Origin of the sequence: Kribbella pittospori (genome assembly GCF_004331465.1) — a bacterium.
Taxonomy (GTDB): Bacteria; Actinomycetota; Actinomycetes; order Propionibacteriales; family Kribbellaceae; genus Kribbella; species Kribbella pittospori.
Genome location: NZ_SJKB01000009.1, coordinates 189246 through 215823 on the forward strand (window position 1 = coordinate 189246; position 26578 = coordinate 215823).

Annotated in this window: 18 protein-coding genes; 11 read left to right on the forward strand and 7 right to left on the reverse strand. The window is 68.1% G+C overall.

Going from position 1 to position 26578, the window contains the following annotated elements:
• Positions 1-506: 506 nt before the first annotated feature.
• From E0H73_RS27685 to E0H73_RS27695, 3 genes are all read right to left on the reverse strand, one after another.
• Positions 507-1277 carry an RICIN domain-containing protein gene (locus E0H73_RS27685; RefSeq protein WP_131361506.1) on the reverse strand — a complete coding sequence of 257 codons (771 nt, stop codon included), beginning with the start codon at positions 1275-1277 and terminating at the stop codon, positions 507-509.
• 415 nt (positions 1278-1692) lie between these two features.
• Positions 1693-2133, reverse strand: a complete 441-nt coding sequence (locus tag E0H73_RS27690; RefSeq protein ID WP_131361507.1) for a hypothetical protein — start codon at positions 2131-2133, stop codon at positions 1693-1695.
• Positions 2134-2169: 36 nt separating this feature from the next.
• Positions 2170-4479, reverse strand: coding sequence for a DEAD/DEAH box helicase (locus E0H73_RS27695; RefSeq protein ID WP_131361508.1), 2310 nt, complete (start codon positions 4477-4479; stop codon positions 2170-2172).
• A 163-nt stretch (positions 4480-4642) separates the two neighbouring features.
• Between E0H73_RS27695 and E0H73_RS27700 the strand changes: the two genes are divergently transcribed.
• The 8 genes from E0H73_RS27700 (at position 4643) to E0H73_RS27735 (ending at position 14058) form a co-directional block, all read left to right on the forward strand.
• On the forward strand, positions 4643-5002 hold the full coding sequence (locus tag E0H73_RS27700; RefSeq protein WP_272948868.1) for an STAS domain-containing protein: 360 nt from the start codon (positions 4643-4645) through the stop codon (positions 5000-5002).
• A gap of 227 nt (positions 5003-5229) precedes the next feature.
• Positions 5230-7530: a sodium-translocating pyrophosphatase gene (locus tag E0H73_RS27705; protein ID WP_131361509.1), complete on the forward strand. Its 2301-nt coding sequence runs from the start codon at positions 5230-5232 to the stop codon at positions 7528-7530.
• 171 nt (positions 7531-7701) lie between these two features.
• Positions 7702-8904 carry a DUF4142 domain-containing protein gene (locus E0H73_RS27710; protein WP_165555842.1) on the forward strand — a complete coding sequence of 401 codons (1203 nt, stop codon included), beginning with the start codon at positions 7702-7704 and terminating at the stop codon, positions 8902-8904.
• A gap of 292 nt (positions 8905-9196) precedes the next feature.
• A complete protein-coding gene (locus tag E0H73_RS27715) occupies positions 9197-10189 on the forward strand; it encodes an ABC transporter ATP-binding protein (RefSeq protein WP_131361511.1) in 993 nt (330 codons plus the stop codon).
• Between the two features lies 1 nt (position 10190).
• Positions 10191-10955, forward strand: coding sequence for a hypothetical protein (locus E0H73_RS27720; RefSeq protein WP_131361512.1), 765 nt, complete (start codon positions 10191-10193; stop codon positions 10953-10955).
• Between the two features lie 193 nt (positions 10956-11148).
• The gene (locus E0H73_RS27725; RefSeq protein ID WP_131361513.1) at positions 11149-11943 is read left to right on the forward strand and encodes a DUF2785 domain-containing protein; all 795 of its coding nucleotides are present in this window, start codon (positions 11149-11151) and stop codon (positions 11941-11943) included.
• Between the two features lie 374 nt (positions 11944-12317).
• Complete coding sequence (locus E0H73_RS27730) at positions 12318-13577, forward strand: cytochrome P450 (protein WP_238164307.1); 1260 nt, start codon at positions 12318-12320, stop codon at positions 13575-13577.
• Between the two features lies 1 nt (position 13578).
• Positions 13579-14058 (forward strand): NUDIX domain-containing protein, encoded by a 480-nt coding sequence (locus E0H73_RS27735; RefSeq protein WP_202867588.1) that lies wholly within the window; start codon positions 13579-13581, stop codon positions 14056-14058.
• Positions 14059-14067: 9 nt separating this feature from the next.
• Here the strand turns inward: E0H73_RS27735 and E0H73_RS27740 are convergent, their stop codons facing one another.
• Together E0H73_RS27740 and E0H73_RS27745 are read right to left on the reverse strand one after the other, a co-directional pair.
• A complete protein-coding gene (locus tag E0H73_RS27740; RefSeq protein ID WP_131361514.1) occupies positions 14068-14799 on the reverse strand; it encodes a leucine-rich repeat domain-containing protein in 732 nt (243 codons plus the stop codon).
• A 3-nt stretch (positions 14800-14802) separates the two neighbouring features.
• Positions 14803-15651 carry a TIGR03619 family F420-dependent LLM class oxidoreductase gene (locus E0H73_RS27745; RefSeq protein ID WP_131361515.1) on the reverse strand — a complete coding sequence of 283 codons (849 nt, stop codon included), beginning with the start codon at positions 15649-15651 and terminating at the stop codon, positions 14803-14805.
• A 1021-nt stretch (positions 15652-16672) separates the two neighbouring features.
• Between E0H73_RS27745 and E0H73_RS27750 the strand changes: the two genes are divergently transcribed.
• Positions 16673-18244, forward strand: a complete 1572-nt coding sequence (locus E0H73_RS27750) for a GGDEF domain-containing protein (protein ID WP_238164308.1) — start codon at positions 16673-16675, stop codon at positions 18242-18244.
• Positions 18245-18267: 23 nt separating this feature from the next.
• Positions 18268-19833: a GGDEF domain-containing protein gene (locus E0H73_RS27755; RefSeq protein WP_131361516.1), complete on the forward strand. Its 1566-nt coding sequence runs from the start codon at positions 18268-18270 to the stop codon at positions 19831-19833.
• On the opposite strand, the gene E0H73_RS27760 is transcribed toward E0H73_RS27755, so the two are convergent.
• Positions 19830-21275: a DUF7059 domain-containing protein gene (locus tag E0H73_RS27760; RefSeq protein ID WP_131361517.1), complete on the reverse strand. Its 1446-nt coding sequence runs from the start codon at positions 21273-21275 to the stop codon at positions 19830-19832. The genes E0H73_RS27755 and E0H73_RS27760 overlap by 4 nt on opposite strands.
• A 7-nt stretch (positions 21276-21282) precedes the next feature.
• Complete coding sequence (locus E0H73_RS27765) at positions 21283-24936, reverse strand: NPCBM/NEW2 domain-containing protein (protein ID WP_131361518.1); 3654 nt, start codon at positions 24934-24936, stop codon at positions 21283-21285.
• A gap of 157 nt (positions 24937-25093) precedes the next feature.
• On the opposite strand from E0H73_RS27765, the gene E0H73_RS27770 reads away from it, so the two are divergent.
• The gene (locus E0H73_RS27770; protein ID WP_165555843.1) at positions 25094-26407 is read left to right on the forward strand and encodes an alpha/beta hydrolase; all 1314 of its coding nucleotides are present in this window, start codon (positions 25094-25096) and stop codon (positions 26405-26407) included.
• Positions 26408-26578: the final 171 nt, after the last annotated feature.

Genomic DNA, 26578 nt, shown 5'->3' on the forward strand with positions numbered 1-26578 from the left:
CAGGTGCTGTAGGCAACCAGTTGCGACCTGTCAAGTCGGGTTCCCCCGGGAAGCGTTGCGGAAGGGTTAAAGGATGCTCAAGGTTGTATGGCAACCAGTAGTGGACTAGATACAGAACGTGACAGTGGGCGGTACGGTCTTGCCGATCGGTTCAGCGGATCGGAGGTGAAAGACATGGGGCTGCTTTCTTGCCTTCTGGACGACCTGCTCAGTCATTGCCACCACTGGTGCCATCACCACTGCTGGTGGTGACGCCGGCCGGCTGGTGACGGCCGCGGAGGAGGTGGGTCGACGGTGACGACGACGCAGGGTTCCCGCTGACGCGCAAGCAGCGGGCAACCCGGGGTCACTCCCCGAGCACCGGACCCCACGACCGACGAGGTTCACCAGACACTGCACGACCGAACAACCGAATGGTGTCGATCACGAAGGAGTGAGAAAAACAACCGGCCCCGACATCGTCGGGGCCGGTTGTCCTCTGTCTGGCTGAGGATCCTCCTTGTGGATCAGCGCTGCGCCAGCTGCATCATCTGTTTCGGCAGCACCGTCATCTGGGCCGGGATCGGCGTCGCCGGCCGAACCAGCTCTAGCAGACTGGACGCGGCCTTCGCGATCGGCAGCGGCAGGGCCAGGCCCAGGGACGCCAGCAGCGCGTTCACGAGTGCCAGCACCGCACCCAGGATGTCCAGGCCCGGCAGCGGCAACGCGCTCCAGCCCTGGACCGGTGTGCCGGCCGTGGACATGCTGCCGGTCGGTTGTGCCTGCTTGGCCTTCCCCTTGCCGAGCAGGGATGTCAGGGCGAGACCGCTGGCGGTGTTCACAAACGTGCCGGCACTCTCGTCGTAGGTCCATTTCTGTCCGTCGCCGTCACGGCAGGGCAGCACCAGCAGTGGTGCCGAGGCAGGCACCTTGGCCAGGTCCGCACCGCTGTCCAGGCAGGCGCCGGTCTTGGCAAGGGCGCCACCGACGCTCTTGCTCATCGCGACCTGCAACTGGCCGGACTCGGTGTAGATCCACTCCTGGGTCTTGCCCTCCTTGCCCGGTGCACACGCCATCATGACCGCCATCGGGACCTTGGCGGCCGCGACGAAGGTGAGGCAGTACCGCGTGTCGGCGCGGGTGGCGATCTGTTTGGCCACCCCGACCTCGACGCCCGGGGCCGCGGCCGATCCGCCCGTCGACGGGTTCGCCGCCTGGGCCGGGACCGCGGTGGCCAGTGCGACGCTGACCGCGAGCACGGCCACGCCGGTACGGCTCAACAACTTACGGATGATCAAGACAACCTCCAGAGGTCGTGCCATCTCGCGGCGTCAGGTCGTCGGGACCCCGTGGCGCGAGCGGGTCCGGTTCCGGGAACCGCGACGAACACCCTTTTGCGCGGAGGGCGAGCTGCGGGTCGATCCCCCGTGAGGAGGCGGTGTGGCCCGGAAGGCCGACTGTGACTCAACGCGACGTTGACGCCACAACCAGTAATGCACAGGTGGGTCGGCGGTGGTTATGGCGAAGCCGCGAAACTTGATGCCAATGGCAACTAACTGCCAGGCCAAAGTCGTTGCGCAAGGCACCGAAATCCGGTCGCAGAGCCGTCGTGCCACCGCTGAGCGGAGGCTGTGCGCCGATCGAGACATTAGCGTACGCCGGCGCAACTCCGGTGGCGCAACGCGTTAGTTGATGCCGTGGGCAACAGAGTGTCTACTGGGGCTGTTTGGTGTCAGTGGGATCCTCGGCGACATGCCGTTCGGTGGCGAGCCGCTCCTCCGCGACAGGCTCAGCACGCTCAGGCTCAGCGCGCTCGGGCTCGGTGGACTCAGGCTCGGTGCGATCCGGCCCCGTGGTGACCTCGGGTGTGGTGTCACTCGTGGCCGCTGCCGCCGGTTCGGTGGTCGCAGCTTGTGCGCGGAGCTCGCGCATCTCCTTGCGCCGCCGGTAGCCGCGGGCAAGTCCCTTCTTCGTCAGCCACAGCCCGAGGGCAAGCGCCACCCCGGTCAGTGCGCCGATCAGGAACACGGTCGGCACCGAGACGCCGAAGTCGATGCCGAACACCTCCATCGTGGTGGAGGCGGTCGAGGTCACCGAGACACCCAGACCGAACAGCACGGCCAGGACGATCAGGACGATTCCGAGGACGGCCATGGCAAGCTGCCTCTCCGCCAGCCCCGGGCTGGCTCTTCAGGCCTCACTGCTGAGTAGTGCGGTGAGCAGCGCCACCGCGCCGCTCTTGTCGAGTGGGTTGTTCTGGTTCCCACATTTGGGCGACTGTACGCACGACGGACAGCCATCCATGCATTCACAGTGTGCAATCGCCTCACGGGTCGCCGTCAACCACTCGCGCGCGGCGGCGTAGCCGTGTTCCGCGAATCCGGCGCCGCCCGGGTGGCCGTCGTACACGAAGACGGTGAGGCGACCGGTGTCGGCGTGCCTCGCGGTGGAGACGCCACCGATGTCCCAGCGGTCGCAGGTGGCGAACAGTGGGAGCAGTCCGATCGACGCGTGCTCGGCCGCATGAGCCGCACCAGGGACGTCGTACAGGCCAAGCGCCTCGACCGCGGAGTCGGGCATGGTCCACCAGACGGCCTTGGTCCGCAGTGTGCGCTCCGGCAGGTCGAGGGGTTGCTCGTCGAGCACGTCGCCGGTCGCGATCAGCTTGCGCTGGTAGGAGACCACTTGGCTGGTCACCTGGACCCAGCCGCGCGACAGCTCCGCCGTACCCCAGGTGCAGGTCTCCTCGGTCGCCAGGATGCTGATCTCGGTCACGTCCCGGGCGAAGGTGGTGTAGTCCGGCGAGGCCGGCTCGACCACGGCAGCGTGACCCTCGAGGTCCAGCGTCCGGACCAGGTACGACTCGCCTGCATGCACGTAGACAGCACCCTCGTGGACCGAGGCGTGCGCCGAGCCGCCGTCGACTGTGCCGAGCAGCCGCCCGGTCTGGTCCTCGACGATCTGCACGGTCTTGCCGCCGGCCGACCGGATGTCGATGGCGTCCACGGCGCGCTCCCGCCGGGTCCAGAACCATCCATGCGGTCGCTCACGCAACAGCCCTTGGCGGACCAACTGCTGGATCACGGTTGGCGTCGTACTGCCGAAGATGTCGTAGTCCGCGTCGGTCAGTGGCAACTCCTGTGCGGCCGCGCACAGCTGTGGTCCGAGGACATACGGGTTCTCCGGGTTGAAGACAGTTGCTTCCACCGGTCGGCCGAAGATCGCGTTCGGGTGCCGGACCAGATAGGTGTCCAGCGGGTCGTCACGCGCCACCAGCAGAGCCAAGGCATCCCCACCGGCTCGTCCTGCCCGTCCGGCCTGCTGCCACAGCGATGCGCGCGTGCCAGGCCAACCGGACAGCAGTACGGCGTCCAGTCCCGCGATGTCGATGCCGAGCTCCAGAGCATTGGTTGCCGCGACACCGGTGAGCTCGCCACTCTGCAGCATGCCTTCGAGCCGTCGCCGCTCCTCCGGCAGATACCCCGCCCGGTACGCAGACACCTGGTCCATCAGTGAGGGGTGAACCTCCGCGAGGTTCTCGCGGGCCGTCATCGCGACGGTCTCGGCACCACGCCTCGACCGCACGAAAGCAACGGTCCGCACACCGGACACGACCAGATCGGTCAGGATGTCGGCCACCTCGGCCGTCGCGGAACGTCGTACCGGCGCACCGTTCTCACCGCGCACCGAGGTCAGCGGCGGCTCCCACAGACCGAAGGAGATGCCGCCGCGAGGTGATCCGTCGTCCACCACCTCCACCATCGGCAGACCGGTCAGCCGCTCACCGGACACCGCCGGCTCCGCCACCGTCGCCGATGCGCAGATGAAGATCGGATGAGCGCCGTACTGCGCACACACCCGTCGCAGCCGACGCAGTACGCCGGCCACATGCGCACCGAAGACACCGCGATAGTGATGACACTCGTCCACCACGACGTACTGCAGGCAGCCCAGGAAGCGGGCCCAGCGCTGATGGTTCGGCAGGACCGAGCGGTGCAGCATGTCCGGATTGCTCAGCACGTACGTCGCATGGTCACGAGCCCAGTCGCGCTCGGACCGTTCGGAGTCGCCGTCCAACGTTGTCGGCCGCAGACCGGGCACCGTGTACGACGACACCGCGCGAAGCTGGTCGTGCGCCAAGGCCTTGGTCGGGGACAAGTACAGAACAGACGCCACCCGTCGATGCGGTGACGCGGCCTGGGCGATGCTCAACGTGGCAAAGGCAGGCAGCAAGTACCCGAGAGATTTGCCCGACGCCGTCCCGGTCGCGACCACCACATGCCGGCCCGAGTACGCCGCTTCGGCGGTCGCGACCTGATGAGTCCAAGGCGCTGTGATGCCGGCGTCCGCGAGTTGCGTGAGAACCTCGGCCGGTGCCCAGCGCGGCCAGTCACACGTTTGCCCCAGTCTGGGTGGCACGGTCTCGACGTGCGTGAGCCGGTCGTCCCGGCCTGCTGCCAGACGCTTCAGCACAACCGCCGCCTCACCACCTCCGCGCATACCGCGAGCGTAGTGCCGGCCACGGACAGCACGCGCCGGGCAGTGCACGAGGCGTGTGCACGCGCCGGATGCACGCCTCATTTTGGGGAGGAAGATCGACTTCGGTGAGACGAGATGAAAGAGTTTTCGGCAACGGTCCTTCTCACGGTCCGTACATGGTTGAATGCAGCAGTTCACGGGATCGGAGGCCGAAGTGGATCTGTCGCTGACCGCGCGCGCCGAGGGCGGGCGCACCGTCATCGAGGTGGCGGGGGAGATCGACGTCTACACCGCACCGAAGCTCCGCGAGAAGATCGCAGCGCTCGTCGACGAAGGCGTCTACCACCTGGTGGTGGACCTGGAACGCGTGGACTTCCTGGACTCCACGGGTCTCGGTGTCCTCGTCGGTGGACTGAAACGGGTGCGCACCCACGACGGATCCCTGTCCCTGGTCTGTACCCAGGAACGGCTGCTGAAGATCTTCCGGATCACCGGCCTGACCAAGGTGTTCGACATCCATCCGGACGTCGCCTCGGCGATCTGACGACGTGACGACGAAGTGAAAACGTGTCCCCTTCAACACGAAGAGTGAGGTACCAGCTAGCGCACTCGGGTATGGCGTAGACCACCCTGTCGTCAGGTCTGGTCGGATACCCGTTAGAGTGACCCACCGCGCCAAGTCTTTTTGGTGCTGTGCCGTATTTTCCCAACCCTTCGGTTGCGGCAGACGGGGGCCGTCAAGCCCTGAGGGGTTGCCTACAAGGAGGACGGATGTCCGCGCTGCTTGCACAAGCGGTGGATCTTTCGTCGAGCAACACCACACTGGTGATCGTCGTCGGAGTGATCGCGATCCTCGCGGTCGCCATTGCGATGGTCTTCCGGGGCCAGGTGCTTGCCGCGAACGATGGCACCGAGAACATGAAGACGATCGCCGCGGCGGTCCAGGAAGGCGCATCCGCCTACCTGAACCGGCAGTTCCGAACGCTGGGCGTCTTCGCCATCGTCGCGTTCCTGCTGCTGTTCCTGCTGCCCGCCCACAGTGACGGCGACAACGAGACCACGCTGAAGATCTTCCGCTCCGTCTTCTTCCTGATCGGTGCGGGCTTCTCCGCGCTGATCGGCTACCTGGGCATGTGGCTCGCGACGCGCGCCAACGTCCGGGTCGCCGCCGCGGCCCGCGACGAAGGCCGCGACCCCGCGATGCGCGTCGCGTTCCGCACCGGTGGAACCGTCGGCATGGCGACCGTCGGCTTCGGCCTGTTCGGCGCCTCGCTGGTGGTGCTGCTGTTCAAGGGTGACGCCCCGACCGTGCTCGAGGGCTTCGGTTTCGGCGCCGCCATGCTCGCCATGTTCATGCGTGTCGGCGGCGGTATCTTCACCAAGGCCGCCGACGTCGGCGCCGACCTGGTCGGCAAGGTCGAGCAGAACATCCCCGAGGACGACCCCCGCAACGCGGCGACCATCGCCGACAACGTGGGCGACAACGTCGGTGACTGCGCCGGTATGGCGGCCGACCTGTTCGAGTCGTACGCCGTGATGCTGGTGGCCTCGCTGATCCTGGGCAAGGCCGCGTTCGGCGAGCAGGGCCTGATCTTCCCGCTGATCGTGCCGGCCATCGGCGCCGTCACCGCGGTCATCGGCGTCTTCCTGACCCGCCCGCGCACCGGCGAGAACGGCCTGCGCACGATCAACCGGGCGTTCTACATCTCGGCGATCATCTCCGGCGTGCTCTGTGCGGTGGCAGCGTTCGTCTACCTGCCGAGCAGCTTCAAGGACCTCACCGGCGCCACCGACGCGATCGCCGCGACCGACGGCGACCCGCGGCTGATCGCCACCGTCTCGGTGATCATCGGCATCGTGCTGGCGGCCGTCATCCTGGCCCTGACCGGCTACTACACCGGTACCGAGGACAAGCCGGTCAAGGACGTCGGCAAGACCTCGCTGACCGGCGCCGCGACCGTGATCCTGTCCGGTATCTCGGTCGGCTTCGAGTCCGCCGTCTACACCGCCGTGGTGATCGCGGCGGCCGTGTACGGCGCCTTCCTGGTCGGCGGTTCCGGTGTGGTCGCGCTGTTCGCGATCGCGCTGGCCGGTTGTGGTCTGCTCACCACCGTCGGCGTCATCGTCGCGATGGACACCTTCGGCCCGGTCTCCGACAACGCGCAGGGCATCGCCGAGATGTCCGGCGAGGTGGACGGCGAGGCGGCCCAGATCCTGACCGAGCTGGACGCCGTCGGCAACACCACCAAGGCCATCACCAAGGGCATCGCGATCGCCACCGCCGTACTGGCCGCGACCGCGCTGTTCGGCTCCTACACCGACTCGATCCGGGCCTCGCTGGGGGCCAACTACGCCAAGTTCGAGGCGGAGGCACTCGTCTTCAACCCGGGCACCCTGGTCGGCCTGATCCTCGGTGCGGCCGTGGTGTTCATGTTCTCCGGCCTCGCGATCAACGCCGTCGGCCGCGCCGCCGGTGCGGTCGTGTACGAGGTACGTCGCCAGTTCCGCGACATCCCCGGGATCATGGAGGGCACGGGCAAGCCGGAGTACGGCAAGGTCGTCGACATCTGCACCCGCGACTCGCTGCGGGAGCTGGCCACGCCGGGTCTGCTCGCGCTGACCGCGCCGATCGCCGTCGGCTTCGGCCTCGGTGCCGCGTCGCTGGCCGGTTACCTGGCCGGTGCGATCGGTGCCGGCACCCTGATGGCGGTCTTCCTGGCCAACTCCGGTGGTGCCTGGGACAACGCCAAGAAGCTGGTTGAGGACGGCAACCACGGCGGCAAGGGTTCGCCCGCGCACGAGGCCACCGTCATCGGTGACACCGTCGGTGACCCGTTCAAGGACACCGCCGGCCCGGCCATCAACCCGCTGATCAAGGTGATGAACCTGGTCTCCGTGCTGATCGCTCCGGCTGTCGTCGGACTGTCGGCGATCGGCGACGACACCAACAAGCCGCTGCGGATCGGTATCGCCGTGGTCGCGGTGATCATCCTGGCGGCCGCCGTGTTCGTCTCCAAGCGCCGTGAGTCGGTCATTTCCGACACCCCGGCCGAGGTGAACGCCGCCGCCTGAACGCGGTAACTCGCAGAAACGGCCCGCCGGTTTTCCGGCGGGCCGTTTCGTATGTCTGGACCAAGACCGTCCGCCCTTTTACTGTCGTTGTACGACGAACTGCGCTACGCCGAGCGTAGGGAGGTAGCGGTGCCTCGACGACCGGCCACGGGCTCTGCCTCCCCCCGACGGGTGACGCTCGCCCGTCTCTCGGCGCTGCTGCTTGTCATCGTGGCGGGAGCGCTCGCAACAGCGCAGCCTGCCAGCGCGACGGCGCAGCAGCCGGATGCCGACTATCTCAACGCAGCCCACCAGCTCGATCTGGCTATCATCCAGGCCGCCCACTCGGGCACGATCCACGGTCAGAGCACGTGCCTGAAGAACGTCGCCGCCCAGGAGGAACGCGATCATCGCAAGCTGTCCGCACAGCAGCTCGAGGTCGCCAATCAGTTCAGCATCGGGCTGGTGACGCTGCCTACGGCGGCGCAGCGTGAGCAGCTCGCCGCGCTCGCGGCCAAAGCCGGCACCTCGGGGTACGACGCCGCCTGGCTGGAGTTGCAGCGCCAGCTGCACCAGCAGTACCTGGCACTGGTCGAGGGCGAGCTGCCGAAGAGCGCCTCGCCTGCTGTCGAGTCGGTTGCCAACGGCGCCAAGCCGATCATCGAGATGCACCAGCGCACGCTGTCAGACCCCTGCAAGGACGAGGTCAAGCCCCCGGTCGTGTCGACCGGCGACGGCGGCCAGGTTGCCGATGCCGAGCGGATTCGGTCTCGGGCCGCGATGCTGCTGCTCGGCGTCGGCGTACTGCTCCTTCTGGTCGGCAGGCCGGTCCCGGTCCGGCGACGTCTGCTCGGCGTCGTAGCGGTCGGTGCCGCGCTGGTCATGGTGTTCGGCAGGCCCGGTGACAGCGGGGGGGTCCCGGACGCGAGTGCGTCGGCCGTGGACCGCGAGGCTGCCATTCCGCCGGTGCGGCTGAAGCTGCCAGGCGTCCTGGAGGCATCTGTGCAGCCAGTGGCGACCGCCGGCGACGGGCGGCTGCAGATGCCGGCGTCGGCGGCCGACGTGGGCTGGTGGGCGGCGGGTGCGGCGCCTGGCTCGGCCGGCGGTACGGTGCTGCTGGCCGGCCACGTGGACACGGCTCGCGGTCGCGGAGTGTTCGCCGCGCTCTCAGGGGTGCGGGTGGGCACCAGGGTTGCGGTGACGGCCGGGGGCGGAGACGTGCATTGGTACCGGATCGTGGCGCGCCGGACGTACCGGCAGGAAGCGTTGCCCGCCGACCTGTTCCACGGTGCTGTGAAGCCCCGGCTGGCGCTGGTGACCTGCACCGGCTCGTACAACCACAAAACGCACCGCTACAGCAGCAATCTCGTGCTCTACGGTGTTCCGGTGGACTGAGCTGCAGGCGTCCTTTTGGTAGTCACTTCCATCTACTCGCAACCGAAGTACGGCCGGTCGTCGACTTTCGGCTGATGCGGGCGGGTGGCCGGATGGGGGATCGTCGGGGTCGTGGTCAGGGCTTTAACCGATGGTCGCCTGGCCCGGGCGGACGGCAGAATCAACCCACGGGTGGACACACCGGATCCGCCCCGGGTCCGATGTTCTGCACCGGTCCGACCTCGATACTGAACTCAATGCGACACCACCCGACCGACCGGGAACACTGGCGCCACCGAACGAGGAGTAGGCGATGATCGAGGCAAGGGGCCTCACCAAGCGATACGGCGCAACTGTTGCCGTTGACAACCTGTCTTTCGAGGTGAAACCCGGCAAGGTGACCGGCTTCCTCGGCCCGAACGGGGCCGGCAAGTCGACCACGATGCGGATGATCCTCGGCCTGGACACCCCGACGTCCGGGGAGGTGACGATCGACGGCCAGCGCTACCGCGACCTGCACCAGCCGCTGACCAAGGTCGGCGCGCTGCTGGACGCCAAGTGGGTGCACCCGAACCGGTCCGCCCGGTCGCACCTGGCCTGGATGGCCGCGTCCAACAAGCTGCCGAAGGACAGCGTCGACAAGGCGCTGGAGATGGTCGGCCTGACCGCGGTCGCGAACAAGCGGGCCGGCGCCTACTCGCTGGGTATGTCGCAGCGGCTCGGCATCGCCGGTGCGCTGCTCGGCGACCCGGAGGTGCTGCTGTTCGACGAGCCGGTCAACGGCCTCGACCCGGAGGGCATCGTCTGGATCCGCACCTTCATGCACCGGCTGGCCAACGAAGGCCGGACCGTGCTGGTGTCCAGCCACCTGCTGTCCGAGATGGCGCTCACCGCCGAGGAACTGATCGTGATCGGCCGTGGCCGGCTGATCGCCCAGAGCACCACCCAGGAGTTCGTCGACCGAGCCAGCGGTACGACAGTGAAGGTCCGGACCCCGCAGCTCGACCAGCTGGCCGGCGTACTGCACCAGCAGCAGCTGGTCACCCGGATCGAGGACGTCGAGGACCAGGGCAAGGTGCTGTTCGTCGAGGGTGACCTGACCACCGACCAGGTCGGTGAGGCGGCCGCCGCGCACGGCATCGTGCTGCACGAGCTGACCCTGCAGCGGGGCTCGCTGGAGCAGGCGTTCATGCAGATGACCGGGGATTCGGTCGAGTACCACGCGCACGACGAGGTCGCCGCGGTGACCCAGCTGGATGCGCCGACCGCCGCCGAGGTGGCCGCGGGTCCGAAGGAGGACAACTGACATGTCGGTGATCACAGTCGAGCGGATCAAGCTCTTCTCCACCCGCTCACCGTGGTGGTGCATGGTCGTCGCGGCCTTCCTGACCGTCGGGTTCGCCGCACTGACGACCGCGTTCCTCAAGGGGGCCGACGAGCAGCAGGCGACGATCTTCATCACCCAGCCGGGCGCGCAGCTCAGCCAGATGGTGATGATGGTGATGGCGGCCCTCGCGGTCACCACGGAGTACCGGTTCGGCACCATCCGGACCAGCTTCCAGGCGGTGCCGCAGCGGGCCGCGCTGCTGCTCGGCAAGACCGCCGTCGTGGCGTTCCTGGCCGGCGTCATCGGCCTGATCGCGTCGTTCGGCGCCTGGGGCATCGGCAGCCTGTTCGCGAGCAACGCGGACCTGTCCATCAACACCGGCGCCGAGTGGCGGCTGCTGGCCGGGCAGGGCCTGGTCTTCTCGATCTCCGCGGTGATCGCGGTAGCGGTCGGCATCCTGATCCGGCAGAGCGCCGGTGCGATCGCGATCCTGATCCTCTGGCCGCTGCTGGTCGAGAACCTGGTCACCCTGATCCCCAAGGTCGGCGACGACCTGGCCAAGTGGGCGCCGTTCGCGAACGGCAGTTCGTTCCTGAACCAGGGCCAGGACTTCGGGCTGGCCGGCGCGGGTGCCGGTGGCAGCGACTTCGCCCTCGGTCCCTGGTGGGCCCTGCTGTACTTCGCCGGCTGGGCGGTGGCGCTGATGGTGATCGCCCTGTTCACGGCGAGCAAGCGCGACGCCTGATCGCGATGACGACGATCCCGGCCGTGGTTGAGGGGCCCTGGCCGGGATCGTGAAGCCCGGCCGGGCTGAGGGGTCCTGGCCGCGCTGAGGCCCGTGGGACATCACGTTCCACGGGCCGACCCTTGTTCGGGGGTGGTCGCCGTACCGGCGTAGGGGTGGCGGGGGCGGGCGGAAAGCGTCTAGCCTGCCGCGCATGACCGACTGGGCGCAGGTGCGCGCCGATGACTTCTCCGTCCCGACCGATCGTCCGCTCACCGAGCTCGTCGCCGAGTTGTCCGCGCTGCTGCGCTCACCGGATCCGGTGTTGCGCGACACCCAGGCGTACTCGATCCTCGCCACCTGGATCGGCCGCGGCGTACTGCCCACCGATCAGTTGCGCGCCCTCGGCGACGAGATGGTCGTGCGGTTCGCGGACCCCGAGACGCAGGCCCGCACGTTCGCGCCGCTGATCCTGGACTGCATCGTCACCGCAGGTGTCTTCGAGCCGCACTGGGTGCCGCCGTTCGAGCGCTGGTACGTCGCCGAGGAGGACCTGCGCGGGTACGACGCCAAGCTCGGCTGGCTGCACGCGATCGCGCACGGCTCCGATCTCCTGGGCGCCCTCGGGCTGCATCCGGCCGTCGAGCCGGTGCAGATGCTCCGGTTGGGCATAGGCCGCATTCTGACGCCGACTCAGTACGTTCTGCGGGACATGGAGGACGACCGCCTCGGCTACGCCCTGGCGGCCACTCTGACCCGCTCAGACCTCACCGAGACCGACGCCACCGAGTGGCTCGACCCCGCTGTCCGGATCCTCGCCACTCCGCCGAGCGAGGGCATCACTGCGGAGGTCACCAACACCATCCGCACGCTGCGGGTCCTCTACCTGATGGTGGACCACGGCGTTCGCGTGCCGAGCTCCGGCCCGGTCGCGCAGATCCCGCACCGCGACCTCGTGAAGGCGAAGATCACCGAGGTCGTCCGGATGGTGACGCCGTACTATCTGTGAGCTTGCGGCGCACGGGTGTTGACTTGGTCACATCCGCAACACAGTTGACCAAGGATGAGACCCGCATCCAACTTTCGGCTGAGATTTCCCTGAAGTGTCCCCGAGGTACGGCGTGCCGCGGTCCAGGGCGATGTACAGGTGGTTTCCGGTAGAAGCAGAGATCTCGTTCGTGACAAGGTCTGTGCTGGTATTGCCGTGGTCCCCTCCCATGGTGGTGCCAACGCCACTATCGCAGTAGTGCCAACACCATCAGATCTGCTCCTTGGCAACGCTACTTTTTAGGTGACGAAAGCCGTCGGGGGCAAGCAGTTCAGAGAGGGCGCGTGGAAGTCATGGTTGCGACATACCTGAAGAGATGGGTCGGCAGCCGGATCTTGAACAGGACCACTCGCAAGGGTGGTCTCGACCTGTCGAAGATGCGGATGTTTCCCAGCCAGGTCTCGATGCCGCTGCGCCGTCACGGCGTGGACCCGGTGCCGGAGCTGGCCAAGGTGCGCGAGGCCGAGCCCGTGCACAAGCTGGCGCATCTGTTCGGGCTCAACGTCTGGGTGGTGAGCGGGCACGCGGAGGCCAAGGCCGTGCTCGCCGACTCGACGAACTTCAGCAACGACATCCGGCCGCTGGTCGGCTCGGATCCGAACAAGCCGTCGGAGGGGATCGGGGGGCTCGGGTTCACGGACCCGCCGGACCACACCCGGCTGCGGAAGCTGCTGACACCGGAGTTCACCAAGCGGCGGCTGGCGCGGCTGGAGCCGGCGATCGAGAAGATCGTCCAGGACCAGCTGGACCTCATGGAGGCCAAGGGCCCGGTCGCCGACATCGTCTCGGACTTCGCCTTCAACGTGCCGTTCCTGCTGATCGCCGACCTCCTTGGCGTGGAGGAGTCCGATCGCGACCGCTTCCGGGCGCTCGGGCCGGCGCGGTTCGACCTGTCCGGTGGGGGCATCGGGGTGTTCGGTTCGGCCAGTGAGTCCCGCGACTTCCTGTTCGAGATCGTCCGCAAACAGCGCAAGAACCCGGGTGACGGCCTGATCGGGTCGATCATCCGCGAGCAGGGTGACGACATCGACGACGTCGAGCTCGGTGGGCTCGCCGACGGCGTGTTCCTGGGTGGGTACGAGACGTCCGCGAGCATGCTCGCGCTCGGCACGCTGGTGCTGATGCGCAACCCGGAGAACTTCGAGCGGATCCGCAACGAGCCGGGTGCGGTCGACGCGATCGTTGAGGAGTTGCTGCGGTATTTGACCGTCGTCCAGGTCGCATTCCCGCGGTTCGCGCGGCACGACCAGGAGCTGTTCGGCCAGCAGGTGAAGAAGGGCGACCTGGTCGCGGTGTCGCTGTCGGGGGCCGACCGCGACAAGGAGGTGTTCGGTCCGGACGCGGAGGAGTTCTGGCCGCGTCGCGCACCGGCCGCGCACCTCGCCTTCGGCCACGGCATGCACCGCTGCGTCGGCGCCGAGCTCGCTCGGATGGAACTGCGGGCCGCGTTCTCCGCGCTGGCCCACCGCTTTCCCGACCTGTCGCTCGCCATCCCCGAGGAGCAGCTCCGGTTCCGCGACTTCTCGATCGTGTACGGCGTCGAGACCCTGCCCGTCCAGCTCCACGCCGCAGAGCCCGAGCAGGTTGCCGGCTGACGTGCAGTCGACCGAGCAGTACGCCGCTGGGTTGCCGCGGAAGCGGATGGCGGCGGGGGTGTTGTTCCGGGGTGCGGACGATCGCGTTCTGCTGGTAGAGCCGTCGTACAAGCCGAACTGGGAGCTGCCCGGGGGTGTGGTCGAGGCGAACGAGGCGCCGTGGGTCGCGGCGGCCCGGGAGCTGAGGGAGGAACTCGGGGCGGAGCGGCCGATCGGGCGGTTGCTGGTGGTGGACCACGTGCACGCGTACGACGGCCGGCTCGAAGGCATGATCTTCGTCTTCGACGGCGGTGTGGTGACGGAGGACGACCTGGCCGCGTTCACGTTCCCCGACGGCGAGATTCTGTCCGTCGGCCTCTACTCCCTGGCCGACGTACGTGCGCGGGTCAAGCCGCTGTTGGCCGATCGACTGACCGCCGCCCTTTCGGCTGTTCGCGAGGGCACAACGGCCCTCTGCGAGCACGGTGTGCGCGTGGCCTGAGCCGTGCTGTCAGGCCGCGGTGCGGTAGACCGCGCACCCTCGGCGCTCGAGGTCGTGCACCCATTCCGGCACGTCGGGGAGGTTGAGCCAGCGGAGGTCGAGTTTCTCCAACTCGGGGAAGGTGTCCGGCGGCAGATCCGGCAGCTGGGTCAGCCGGTTGGCGCGAAGGTCCAGGTGGCGCAGTCGTGGAAGGCGGCTGAGTTGGACGGGGAACTCGATCACGGCGTTGGCCCGGAGACTGAGGACCCGAAGCTCAGTGAGCTGGTCGAAGGTGGCGGGGAGGCGTTCGATCGCGTTGCGGTCGAGGTGGAGCTCGCGCAGTGCTGCCAGTTCGCCGTACGTCTCGGGCAGGTCGGTGAGGCGGTTGCCGTAGAGGCGGAGCTCGATCAGCCGGCTGAGGCGGCCCAGTGACGCGGGCACGGATGTCAGGGCGTTGCCGGTCGCGCCGAGGTACGTGAGCGACGACAGGTCACCGAGGGACTCGGGCAGCTCCGCGATCTGCAGATCGCTGACGTAGAGGAACTCGAGCTGCTGCAGCCGTCCTAGCGAGGTCGGCAGTGCCTTGAGTGGTTGATGGCTGAGGTCCAGGATGCGGAGCCCGGTGAAGTCTCCTAGCCAGTCCGGGAGCTCCGTCAGCTGGTTCTCGTGCAGGTACAGCTCCCGGAGTCCGGCGTACGCACGGATCGCTGGATCGACCGCGCGTAGGCCGGTTCTGCCGAGGTTCACGGTGCGGGGTGGCATGTGTCAGCTCGGGCTGCTCGGGCTCAGGTTGAAGCGGTCGGCGAAGGCGGAGAGTTGGTCTCGTTGCTCGGAGGGGTCCGGGCTCGAGGTGCCAACGACCAGGCGGGTGACTCCCTGGGCGGCGTACGCCTCGAGTGAGGCAGGGGTCAGCTCGATCGAACCCCAGCGGGTGTAGTCGAGGGCGCGGTCGCCTGCCGTGGTCTGAGCCAAGTCCCACTGGGCCGCGCGTTCGTCGCCCATCAGCGCGCCGCCGGCGAAGTACCCGTCACCGCGCAGTCCCGCCCGCCGGGCCGCTGCGCGGCTCGACCCGCCGACGTGGATCGGCAGTGGGGACAGGGGTTTCGGGAAGCTGTAGACGTTCTTGAACTCGAAGAACTGACCGGAGTAGCTGGCCCCATCCGCGTCGTCGGACCAGAGCAGCCGCAGTACGTCGATCGCCTCGTCGGCGCGGCGCCCGCGGGTGCTGAAGTCCACGCCCGCCGCGACAGCCTCACTCGGCAGAGCACCAACCCCGACGGTGAGCAGTCGCATCCGGCCCTTCGAGAGCACGTCGATCGTCGCCAGCCGCTTGGCCAGCATCACCGGGTGGTAGTACGGCAGCAGCAACACCCCGGTCCCCAGCAGGATCCGATCGGTCGCCGCAGCGACGTACGTCAGCAGGTCGAGCGGAGCGCCGTACGGCAGTGTCATCGGCAGCTGAGCACCACCGAATGTGTCACCGGTGGTCAGCGCCACCCGCTCCGGCACGTAGATCCCTTCGAACCCACAAGCCTCCGCATGCTGCGCAAACGCCGCCAGGTGATCCGGATCCACCCCGAACACAGGCGTGCTGTAACTGACCGCGAACTTCATCCCGTTCCTTCCACCGTGGGGTCAGCACCCTAGAACGTTGCCCCCAGGGTCAAGGCAACTTACTCGCGGTCCGACGAACCGCCACCCGGATCTGTGAGGTGACAGTGGTTCCCCGGCGCGTCAGCTACGCCCGCTCCTACGTCGCGTGCTCCGCAGCCGCTTCCCACCCGCCCCTTCCTTGCTTGCGCCGTGCTCCTGCGTCGCCCGGCTTCCGACCGCACCGTACTGCCGTCTGCTCATGTCTTCTCACAGGCTGTGGTTCCGCCCCGTGCTACCTGAGCATCCGCCGCCCTCCTGCTCGTCGCTGAACCTGTTCTGTGCAGAGGTTCGACCTCAGCGGCACAGAGGTGATAACCAGACCAATCGCTGCATCGCATCACCCACCGTTGTGGTCGGTGATGCTTCGACGATCCGGGATCAGCTCTCATGCACGCGGCATGGCCGGGATTGCGTGGAGCCCGCGAAATCCGCCGTGCCGCCCGTCCGGCTCGTGTGACCCAGAGATTCAGGACGCGGTCGTCGCGGAGGCTGTGGAGGGTGCCGTCCGCCGGGATGGTGGGTGTCGCCCTGTTGATCTCTGCAGTTGCTGGCCATCTGAGCTCAGCTAGAAAGGCTGCTTGGTCGGGAGTCGGGAAGGGTCCCGCGCGCAGCCCGGCTACCAGCCCAAGTCCTGCTGCCCCGACCACTGCTCGCATGGGTTGTCCACAGTGTGCAAAGCATGCGCAAGTCGACGGGATCCCAGTGCGGTCGGAAGCCGGGTGACGCAGGAGCGCGGTGCGAGCGAGGAAGGGGGCGGGTGGGAGCAGCGGCGAGCACGCGGCGGTAGGAGCGCGCGTAGCGGTGCGTGGGGGAACCACCTGAGTTTCGTGAACTTTGGGGTCCGGAATGGCGGTGGGTAGTTTTGGGGTGGCACTAGGTGGTCGTTGGCCGGATCGGGTCGTGACAGAGGTGGGGGTGGGTGGTCACAATGGGCGGTCCGGCCCGAGGTGCGGGTGAGGATCAGGGGAGGCCGCCGGCGGGTATGGCGAGTGGCGAGATGGCGACGGGCGACGTACTGACCGCCCGGATCGCCGCCGCGATGACATCGGCTCAGTCCGGTGGGCATGCGAGCGCGGCCGCCGAGATCGAGCTGATCCGGGCCGAGCTGGGTGGCGTGCCGAGCTACCAGCTGGCCGCGGCGGAGTACGTGCGTGGTGTCTCGGCGCACCATGCCAGCGATGCCGACGAGGCACTCAAGGCCGTCGACGCGTGTATCGCGGTCGCGAAGGCGATCGACGAGCCGGGCTGGGAAGCCAACGCCTTGGCGATCCGCATCATCAACCTCGCCCGCAGCGGCCGCGGTGGTGACACAGTCAACGACCTGGTCGCGGCAGAGCACGCGCTGATCCGGACGCAGGATCCCGGCCTGACCGCTTGGGCACACACCGGCCTCGGCTATGCGTACGACGTACTTCGCCTCTTCGAGCTGTGCATCCCGCACTACGAGCAGGCGGCCCGGGCGGATGCGGATGTGTTCGAGCTGGCTGAGTCGGAGGCGATCGACCGGCTGAATCTCGCCGAGACGTATCTCCGCTGGGCGCATGAGCTCGAGCGGCTGGGCGATCCCTCGTACGTCGGGGAGATCCGCGAGCGGCTCGCATCGGCGGCGTACTGGGCGCGTGAGGGCGAGCGGGTGATCGTCGACGACGAGAGCCAGGAATTCTGGCGGTTGAGTGCGCGGTTGTGGCTGGCCGGCGCGGCGACCGACCACGACCCGGACTCCGCGGTGGCCGAACTGACAGAGTGCCGCGACGAGATCAGCAAGTTGGGTGAGACCGAACGGCTCGCGATCGCAGGCGCGTACCTGGCCAGAGCTTTGCAGGCGCAGGGCAAGTCCGACGAGGCGAAGGCAGCGGCCGATCGGGCCGCGGATGACCTGATTCCATTGGCGGATCCGGCCACGCATGTGCTGGTTCTGCAAACCCGATCGGAGATCGCGGCCGCGTCCAGTGAGCCGGGAGCCGTTGCAGGGTTGGAATATGCGCGCTCCGAGGCTCGCGGTTGGTGGAAGGAACGGCAGCGCGCGCTGACCGCCGTACGGCATGCGCTTGCCGCGCACGATCTTTCGGCGCGGCACGATGCCGAGTGGCACGCGGCGCGGCAGGATCCCCTGACCGGCGTGGGGAATCGGCGCGCGCTCGACGAGCGGCTGACCGCGGCGCGCGATTCGGGGCGGGCAGTCACGGTGCTCGCCATCGACGTGGACAACCTGAAGGTGGTCAACGACACCTTCGGGCACGCCTGTGGGGACGAATTGCTGCAGGTTGTGGCAAACCTGCTGGTAGAACAGGCGCGAGCAACTGATGCCGTGGTTCGATCGGGGGGCGACGAGTTCGTCGTGGTGCTCGATCAGCCGGACGCCAAGGGCGGTGCGCTGCTGGCACTGCGGATCCGGACCGCGGTCAGGGCGATCGCGGCGGCGACGGACAAACCGTGGCTGCGGCGGCTCGGTTTGAGCATCGGGTACGCCGCTACGGCGGAAGGTGTTGCGGTGGACCAGCTGATCGCGACGGCGGATCGGCGGCTGTACGGCGACAAACGTCGTCAGCGGTGAGGCACGCACTCAGGGGAGGTTTCTTGCGCGAGACGTCGGGGGTGACGACGCGGATCGCGGCGGCGATGACCCGGGCCCAGTCGGGGAATCCGGCCGAGGCGGCGACCGAGATCAACCGGTTGCTGGACGAACTCGGGCCGGAGCCCACGCACGAGCGCGCCGCGGCCGAGTACGTGCGAGCCGTCGCGGCGCACCACGCCACCGACGCGATGGAGGCCCTGGACGCGGTCGACGCCTGTATCCGGGTCGCGCGGGCGATCGACGAGCCAGGCTGGGAGGCGAACGCGATCGCCATCCGCATCGTCACCCTGATCCGCACCGGCGAGGGCGGTGACTCGGTCGCCGACCTGGTCGCGGCGGAGAACGCGCTCTCCCGGACCCGCGATCTCGGCCTGGCCGCCTGGGCGCACACCGGCCTCGGCTACGCCTACGATCTGCTCCGCCTGTACGAGCTGTGCATCCCGCACTTCGAACTGGCCGCCGAGGGCGACCACGATCCACTCGGCCTGGCCGAGGCTCCGGCGATCAACCGACTGAACCTGGCCGAGTCCAACCTCCGCTGGGCGCACGAGCTCGAGCGGCTCGGCGACACGTCGTACGGCGAGGAGATCGCCGAACGGCGGCGGGAGGCGCGCCGGTGGGCCGGTGAGGCGATCGAGGTCATCGTCGGCGCCGACCTGCTCGGGTACTGGCCGATCGCCGGGCGGATGTGGCTGGCCGCCAGCAACGACGACACTGACGCCGCCGAAGCCACGGTGATCCTGAAGGACTGCCGGGACCAACTGGCGAAGCTGGGCGACCTGGAGCTGGCCGCGATCGCAGGTGCCTATCTGGCCAAGGCGTACGCCGCCATGGGCCAACTCGACGATGCGATGGAGGCCGCGGACCGGGCCGGCACCGATCTTCCACCGACCTCGGATCCACCGGTGGAGGCGTTGATCCGGCACACCGCGGTGCGGATCGTTGCCGAGTCAGGTGACGCGGGAGCGGTGACCGGCCTGCAGTACGCGCGGGCGATCACCAGGGGCTGGTGGGCGGAGCGGCTACGCGGTCTGTACGCCGTACGGACCGCACTGGCCAACCATGAGCTGTCGATCAGGCACGACGCGGAGTGGCGTGCGGCGCGCGAGGATCCGCTGACCGGTGTGGGTAATCGGCGCGCGCTGGACGAACGCATGTCGGTGGCCCGCGCCGCGGCGCGGTCGGTCGCGGTGATCGCCATCGACGTCGACAACCTGAAGGTCATCAACGACAGCTACGGGCACGCCTGCGGCGACGCGGTGCTGCGCCGGGTCGGCCAGCTCCTCACCGAGCAATGTCGTGCCGAGGACGTGGTCGCACGGGCCGGCGGGGACGAGTTCGTCGTGGTGCTGGACAACCCGGACGAGCGCGGCGCGAAGGAGTTGGTCGAGCGGATCAAGTCCACGGCCGACCGGGTCGCGGCGAGCGCGGTCGAACCGTGGTTCACGATGCTGCGGCTGAGCATCGGCCAGGCCAGCAGCACCGACGGCATCGCGGTCGGCGAACTGCTGACCGAGGCGGACCGGCGGATGTACGCCGAGAAACGCCGCCGCCGCGGACAGCTCTAGTAGTCCAAGAACCCTTCCACCACCAGGCGCCGGATCTGCGGCAAGTAGTCCTGCAGGACCTCCACTGCCGGGCGATCCAACAGCTCGGCCAGCGCAGCGAGGATCTGTCCGGCGCTCAGGTCCCCATCACACGCACCGACGAAGCCGGCCAGCACGGTGTCGACCTGCTCCGCCCGCCGCATCCCGCGCTGGCGCCGGAGCACGATGGTCGCCGGATCCTCCGCGCCCGGTCGCCCGGTCGTCTCCTGGATCACGTCGTCCGCGACCACCAGATGCAGCCCGGTCAGGTCGGCCGGCATTCCCTCGGCCCGCTCGAACCGGTGCAGTACGTGCGGACCGATCGGCTGCTCGATCTCGTACGGCCACTCCTCGGCCACGAGCGTCCCTGTCACGTTGTGCAAGGTGATCCAGCCCATGCCGATCGCTTCGACCTCTTGCGCGTCCAGCCACCGCATCCAGGCGTCGTACTGAGAGGTGTACGACGGTGTGCCGGGGACTCCGGCGTCGCGGAGCCAGAGTTCGACGTACTCGGACGGGTCGAGCTGCTCGCGCTGCACCGCCCAGGCGGACCGATCGCCTGTCCACGCAGCGATCCGGTCACGCCAGTCCTCACCGCGGACGTACGTCCAGTTGGCGAGCAGTTGGCACCAGCCACCGTCGGTCAGGTGGTCCGGCGCCTGCCGCACCAACTGCTCGACGAGCGAGTCGCCGGCGAACCCCGTCTCGCGGTACGTCAGCTGATCGTCGCCCGGCGGTGAGATCACGTACGGCGGGTTGCTCACGATCAGGTCGAAGCGCTCACCCCGGACCGGTTCGAACAGACTGCCTTCGCGGACGTCGAGCTCGATCCGGTTCAGCGCGGCCGTCCACCGGGCCAGCCGGAGGGCGCGCGGGTTCACGTCGGTGGCGACAACCTGGTTGACCCGGTTGGACAGATGCAGTGACTGGATCCCGCTGCCGGTGCCGATGTCGAGAGCCCGCTCAGCCTTGACCGGCACGGTCAGGTTGACCAGGCTGAGGCTGGCTGACGAGATCCCGAGCGCATAGTCGCTGCGCATCGGCTCGCGCCGCCCGTCCAGGCCGGGCGTCAGGTCGGCGATCACCCACCACTGCCGGTCGTCCTCGGAGTACGGCCGGATGTCGAGGCGCGCTCGGGCAGAGCCGCCGTCGACCGCGATGATGCCGAGCGCAACCAGATCGATGCCCGGAAAAGCCTGCAGGACAAGGGATTCCGGTACGTCGTGCTGCAGCAGGAACAACCGGATGATCGTGTCCAGGGCGTCACCGGACGAGGTGCGCCGGCCCGCGAGAGTGGTCTCGTTGCGGGCCAGCGCACCGTTCGCCTGAGGACCCAGCCGGGCGGCCACTCCCTCGACCGTGTACCCGGCTTGTGTGAACGCCTCCCGCAGCGCGTCCACGTCGGTCCCCGTCAGTTCGTTCATCCAGCCATTATGGGTTGCAGCTCAGCTTGGCCTCCGCCCAGTCGGCGTGATCGCTGGTGACGCCGTCGCCGCCGTCGGTGACTTGCAGCGTCAACGTCTGGCCTCCGGTCACGTCCACCGAGACGTTCGCGGTCGGCGACGTACCGGTGAGCAGGTCCGAGGTGTACTTCGCGGTCCCGTCGACGAGGACCTTGAAGCTGACCTTGCCGCGGTCCTCCATCTCGTCGTCGACCCCGGCCTTGGCGGTGAAGGTCTTGCAGTTGCCGCCCATCCGGACACTCACCGACGACGCCGCGTGGGTCCCGAGCCCCTTCGCGTACTGCACGCCGTCGAGGGTGATCGGACCGCCGTCACCGGCTCCGTCCTCGCCGTTGCTGTGGTCCCGTTCGACCGGTCCCCAGCCGTTCGTCGAGTCGAGGAACTCCAGGTCACTCACCCACTGCTCACCAGTCGGTGCCGGAGGCAACGGCTTGTCGGCGATCGTGGCGGCGAAGAACCCGAGCCCACCGCCGGGCAGCTTGATCGCCTTGACCGTCTTGCCCGGATCGAGCGGTACGGCGGTGTAGAAGACCCGGTAGTCCGTCGTGGTGTTGGCGAGACCCGCAGGGGTGTAGCGGCCCTTCACCGACACCGCCAGCTTGGCTCCACCGGTGGCCGGGTCCTGACAGCACCAGTTGGGGAGCTGGAACGTGCCTTGGGACTCGGTGCCGTCGGTGTAGATGATCGTCACCGAGCCGCGGGCGTTGAGACTCGCGCCTGCGCCCAGGAGCGCCAGATGCGAACCGGTGCCCGAGACAAGGATCGGAGCGGGCTGGTTCTTCACCAGGTTCGGCGTTCCTGGTGCCCCGGTCGGCCAGGTGAACTCGGCGTCCTGGACGGTCACCGTCGCGCCCGGCGTGTAGCCGGCCGCCGCAAGTGCCTCTCCGTTGTAGCTGTTGCCGGATCCATCGAAGTTGCCCTGGGCATAGGTTGCCGCGTCACTGACACCGACCACGTTCGCTGCCTGAGACAACGAGGCATAAGGCAACTGAGCCGTCGCGACCGCGCTGTTCGTGTAGCTGTTACCTTGCGCAACATAAGTCGCAGCGAGCTCCAACGTGAAGCTCGCCGGTTTCACGTCCGCCCCGGGAGTGACCTGCAGCTTGGTCGTCACGGTCTGCCCAGGCCGGACGGTGTCGAACACCTTCTGCCCGGCGACGGTCCAACCAGCCGGCGGCTGGAGCGCGAGGTTCACGTTGCGCATCGTGGTCGGGCTGCCGTTGCGGAACGTGGCAGTGACCTCGGTCGCCTGGCCCGGAGCGTTCCACAACGACGGCGTGGTGAGCTCAGGCGTGCCGAAGGTGTTCGCCACATCGGGACCACCGACGGAAGATGTCCCGCTGAGTCGGACCACCGCGTTGCTTGCGGTGGAAATTGCTGCCGTCTGTACCCGGACCACTCCGTTCTCATAGGTCCAACTGGCCTTGCGGCCGTCCACGGTGACCTCGCGCGGTGCGGTGCCGGTGTGGACCGTCAGCTCGTACGGACGGGTTGCGGGCTTACCGGCGTACGTCCCGACACTCGCGCCGATCTTCACCGTCACGTCGCCGCGGTCCTGCGTCGGCGCGTCCACGGTGAAGGTCTGGGTGGCGGACTTCTGCGAACGAGTGACGCGGTCGTCCTCGTAGAGACTGAACGACGACTTGCCCTGCGGGTAGATGTCGAGCGTGAGCCGGTCACCGAAGCCCTGCTCGGCCGCGGAGTTGATGCCCTGCTTCCACATCGGTACGACGGCACCCGCCTTCACGAACAGCGGCAGCGTGTCGAGCGCGGCGTGGTAGCCGTTGACGGTCGTCGGGCCGTTGTAGACCCGGCCGGTCCAGTAGTCGATCCACTGACCCTTCGGCAGGTAGATCCCGCTCTTCACCTCGTCCGCGCCCCACATCGGCGCGACCAGGAAGTCCTCACCGGCCAGGAACTCGTACTTCGTGGTGTCGTCCCAGGTCTTCGGGTCGTTCGGGTATTCCAGCACCAGCGACCGGTTCAGCGGTGCGCCGGTCCGGTGCGCCTCGGCGGCGTACGTGTAGAAGTACGGCAGCAGGCGCTCGCGGAGCTTGAGGTACTTGCGGTTGATCGAGGTGTACGGCTCGCCGTACGCCCAGGGCTGCTTGATCGCCGGGGTGGCCCAGCCAGACATGGTCATGAAGGCCGGGTTGAACACCTTCCACTGCATGTCCCGCACATACGAAGTGGCCGAGCCGCCGAAGATGCCGTCCACGTCGCCGGCGCTGTAGGCGATGCCGGAGTTGCCGGAGCCGGTGATGGCCGGGATCTGCCACTTGATGGCGTCCAGTGAACCGCTGTGGTCCCCGGTCCACTGCACCGCACACCGCTGCGCACCGGCCCAGCCCTCCACCATCCAGGCGAAGCCGCGGGCGTTGCTGTACTGCTCGATGCCGTCGTGCGCGGTGTCGCAGGCGCTCAGCGCGTGCCGGTAGCCCGGACCGACCCAGGCGACGTCCAGCTTGCGTACCCGCACTCCGGCCTCGCCGACCTCGTCCGGCTGCCGGTCCAGCGACGACTGCGTCCACAGACCCATCTGGATGTCGCGGTCGCGCAACTCGTCACCGGTCTGCTTGAGCGCGGGGATCTCACGCTTGCCCCACCAGGTGCCGTCGACCTGCTCGGAGTCGGTGTCGTCGGAGTAGCCGCAGCCGTAGTCGTCGTTGACCAGCATCCAGCCACCGGGCATGTCCTCGTCCTTGAACCGCTGTGCGACCTTCACCGCGTCCAGCGTCGTCACCTTGTCCGGGTGCACCTTCCAGTCGTTGCTGGGATCGGGGTCCGTCCCGTAGTGACCGCGGTTGTAGCAGTCCGAGTCGCCGTACTCGAGTCCGTAGATCGGCGGCATGAACGGGCGGCCGGTGAGCTCGGTGTAGCGGTCCAGCGAGGTCTTGAGGTCGCCGATGAAGTAGTACGCGTCGAACCGCTGCTCGTCGTGCTTGGTGACGACGGGGTCGGTGAAGCTGTAGCTACCGGGGCTGAACGTGTTCCGCAGTACGCCGTACCCGGCCGTACTCATGTAGTACGGCGACGCGTTCGGGTTGCCGCCGTCCTCCCAGTTGAAGTCGCGGGAGATCGTGATCGTCTGGTCGCGGTGCGAGAAGCGGCCGTTCTGCATGCCGCCGCCGAAGAACTGCTCGCTCGGTCCGCGGCCCAGCGACTGGGTGGTGGACGTGTCGTCCCAGGACAGCGGCGCCGTCTCGGCCCAGACCAGCTGGCCGTTGCTGCGGTAGACGCTGAACTTGAGTGGGTGCTTCTGCGCGCGGACCTCGACCTTGCCGCTCGTGAGCGAGTAGTACGAGCCACGGTCCCGCCAGGACGTGTGCGGGGTGCCGTAGTCGGTCTTGGTGACGATCGTCGACGCGGGCTCGTTCGGGTCGGTGGGCGGCGTACCGGCCGGGTCGGTGAAGTTCCCGTCGGGCGCCAGCCAGAGCCGGAACACGTCGTCCTTCAGGAAGACGACCCGGACCTTCGCGGCACCGGCCGTCAGGGTGTACGTCGCCTTGTCGGCCGCGAAGCCGGTGACGTCACCGAGCGCCGTGCTGTCGGCCCGCGCAGGAGCGGCCGTGTGCACAAGAGCGCCGGCGATCAGAGCCACGGCGACTAATGAACGTTTCATGCGGGCGGAGATGTTCACGACTGCCTCACTTCACGCATCTATGAACAAGAGTGCGCTCATTGAAGCTCACCCGTCGGCGGTTGTCATCAGCTCGCCGTCATGAAGTTGAGACGAGGTCGCTATCACGGGGTGAAATGTGGCCGTGACGATGAGTCGCATGGCGAACAGGCGTCCCATCCGCACCACCAGTCACACAAGGCGCGGTGTGCTGACGGCAGGGCTGGCCGCAGGTCTGGCGATGGCCGCTCCCGGCGTCGCTCGAGCCGTCCGGTTCGACCCGGAGCAGGACGACCCCGACTTCCACCCGGTGACCTTTGAGGTACCGGCGCCGACCGGGCGCAAGGCGCTCGGGACGACCGCCGTCCATCTCATCGATCAGTCCCGGCCGGACCCGAGCATGCCGAGCGGCCGGCGGGAGCTGATGATCAGCATCTGGTATCCGGCCTCTGTGGTCGGCTCGGCGCCGTTCGCGAAGTACATGCCGGCCCGGACCGCCAAGGAGGTGGACAACACCTGGACCGGTGAGTACGGCCTCGCGCTGCCACCCGGCTCGTTCGACTTCGCCGGTACCGAGACGCACTCCCGCGTGGACGCGCCGATGCAGCCGATGCGGCACCCCGTCGTACTGTTCTCTCCCGGCTATCAGTACAGCCGGTTCGTAAACACTGCCCAGGTCGAGGAGCTGGCCAGCCGCGGGTACGTCGTGGTGACGATGGACCACACGCACGAGACGCCGGTCGAGTTCCCGGGTGGACGGTTCCTGCCTGGCGTACCGGCCTCCCAGTTGCCGGATCCGGTCTTCACCCGGAAGGCAGTCGAGACCCGGACAGCCGACGCGCGGTTCGTGCTGGACCAGCTGGAGCTGATCGCCGCCGGGCAGAACCCCGGTGCCGAGGGCAACGACCTCCCGCCGGGGATGGCGGCCGGGCTCGACCTGCGCCGTGTCGGCATGTTCGGCTTCTCGCTCGGTGGCTATGCGACCGCGAACACGTTGCTCGAGGACCGCCGGATCTCGGCCGGCCTGGACCTGGACGGCACCCTGCAGGACGACCTCGCGAAGGGTCCGCTCGGCGAGGTCGCGCGTAAGGGTCTGGACCAGCCGTTCCTGCTGTTCGGATCGGACACCACCCAGCGGACCGATCCGGACCAGGAGAACTACGACAAGTCCTGGGCCAGCTTCTGGGAGGCCCAGCGCGGCTGGAAGCTGAACCTGCGGCTGGCCGGCGCGAAGCAGAAGGCGTTCACCGATTACCAGTTCGTCTTCGACCAGTTGTTCCGTGAGATCTACGGCGACGACCCGATCATCACCTCGGTGATGACGGCCCTCGTCGGCAAAGCCGACCCCGCGCGCAGCGTGCTCGCGCAGCGCGAATACCTCGTGGCGTTCTTCGACCAGACCCTGCGCCGGCGGCCCGGGTTGCTGCTGCGTGGCGACTCCCCGAAATACCCGGAGATCCGTTTCGCCCGCTGAGACGGCGTACCCTCGGGGCAGCACCGGGGGCCGGGAGGTGGCCGCGCCGCGACGCGCGACGACTGTGGGTGGTTCGCCACTTTCTGAAACCCTGGGAGGCGGACCGGGGGTGGCAGCGGTTACCGTGCGTTGAGAAATGTGTTGCCGTCGGCCGTACCCTGTCCTCGGACG

Bases quoted from the DNA above. Each gene is read 5' to 3' on its own strand.
- E0H73_RS27700 (WP_272948868.1), top strand. From the start codon at position 4,643: ATGCAGCAGTTCACGGGATCGGAGGCCGAAGTGGATCTGTCGCTGACC.
- E0H73_RS27750 (WP_238164308.1), top strand. From the start codon at position 16,673: ATGGCGAGTGGCGAGATGGCGACGGGCGACGTACTGACCGCCCGGATC.
- E0H73_RS27770 (WP_165555843.1), top strand. From the start codon at position 25,094: ATGGCGAACAGGCGTCCCATCCGCACCACCAGTCACACAAGGCGCGGT.
- E0H73_RS27725 (WP_131361513.1), top strand. From the start codon at position 11,149: ATGACCGACTGGGCGCAGGTGCGCGCCGATGACTTCTCCGTCCCGACC.
- E0H73_RS27715 (WP_131361511.1), top strand. From the start codon at position 9,197: ATGATCGAGGCAAGGGGCCTCACCAAGCGATACGGCGCAACTGTTGCC.
- E0H73_RS27760 (WP_131361517.1), bottom strand. From the start codon at position 21,275: ATGAACGAACTGACGGGGACCGACGTGGACGCGCTGCGGGAGGCGTTC.
- E0H73_RS27690 (WP_131361507.1), bottom strand. From the start codon at position 2,133: ATGGCCGTCCTCGGAATCGTCCTGATCGTCCTGGCCGTGCTGTTCGGT.
- E0H73_RS27720 (WP_131361512.1), top strand. From the start codon at position 10,191: ATGTCGGTGATCACAGTCGAGCGGATCAAGCTCTTCTCCACCCGCTCA.
- E0H73_RS27745 (WP_131361515.1), bottom strand. From the start codon at position 15,651: ATGAAGTTCGCGGTCAGTTACAGCACGCCTGTGTTCGGGGTGGATCCG.
- E0H73_RS27740 (WP_131361514.1), bottom strand. From the start codon at position 14,799: ATGCCACCCCGCACCGTGAACCTCGGCAGAACCGGCCTACGCGCGGTC.
- E0H73_RS27695 (WP_131361508.1), bottom strand. From the start codon at position 4,479: ATGCGCGGAGGTGGTGAGGCGGCGGTTGTGCTGAAGCGTCTGGCAGCA.
- E0H73_RS27765 (WP_131361518.1), bottom strand. From the start codon at position 24,936: ATGAAACGTTCATTAGTCGCCGTGGCTCTGATCGCCGGCGCTCTTGTG.
- E0H73_RS27705 (WP_131361509.1), top strand. From the start codon at position 5,230: ATGTCCGCGCTGCTTGCACAAGCGGTGGATCTTTCGTCGAGCAACACC.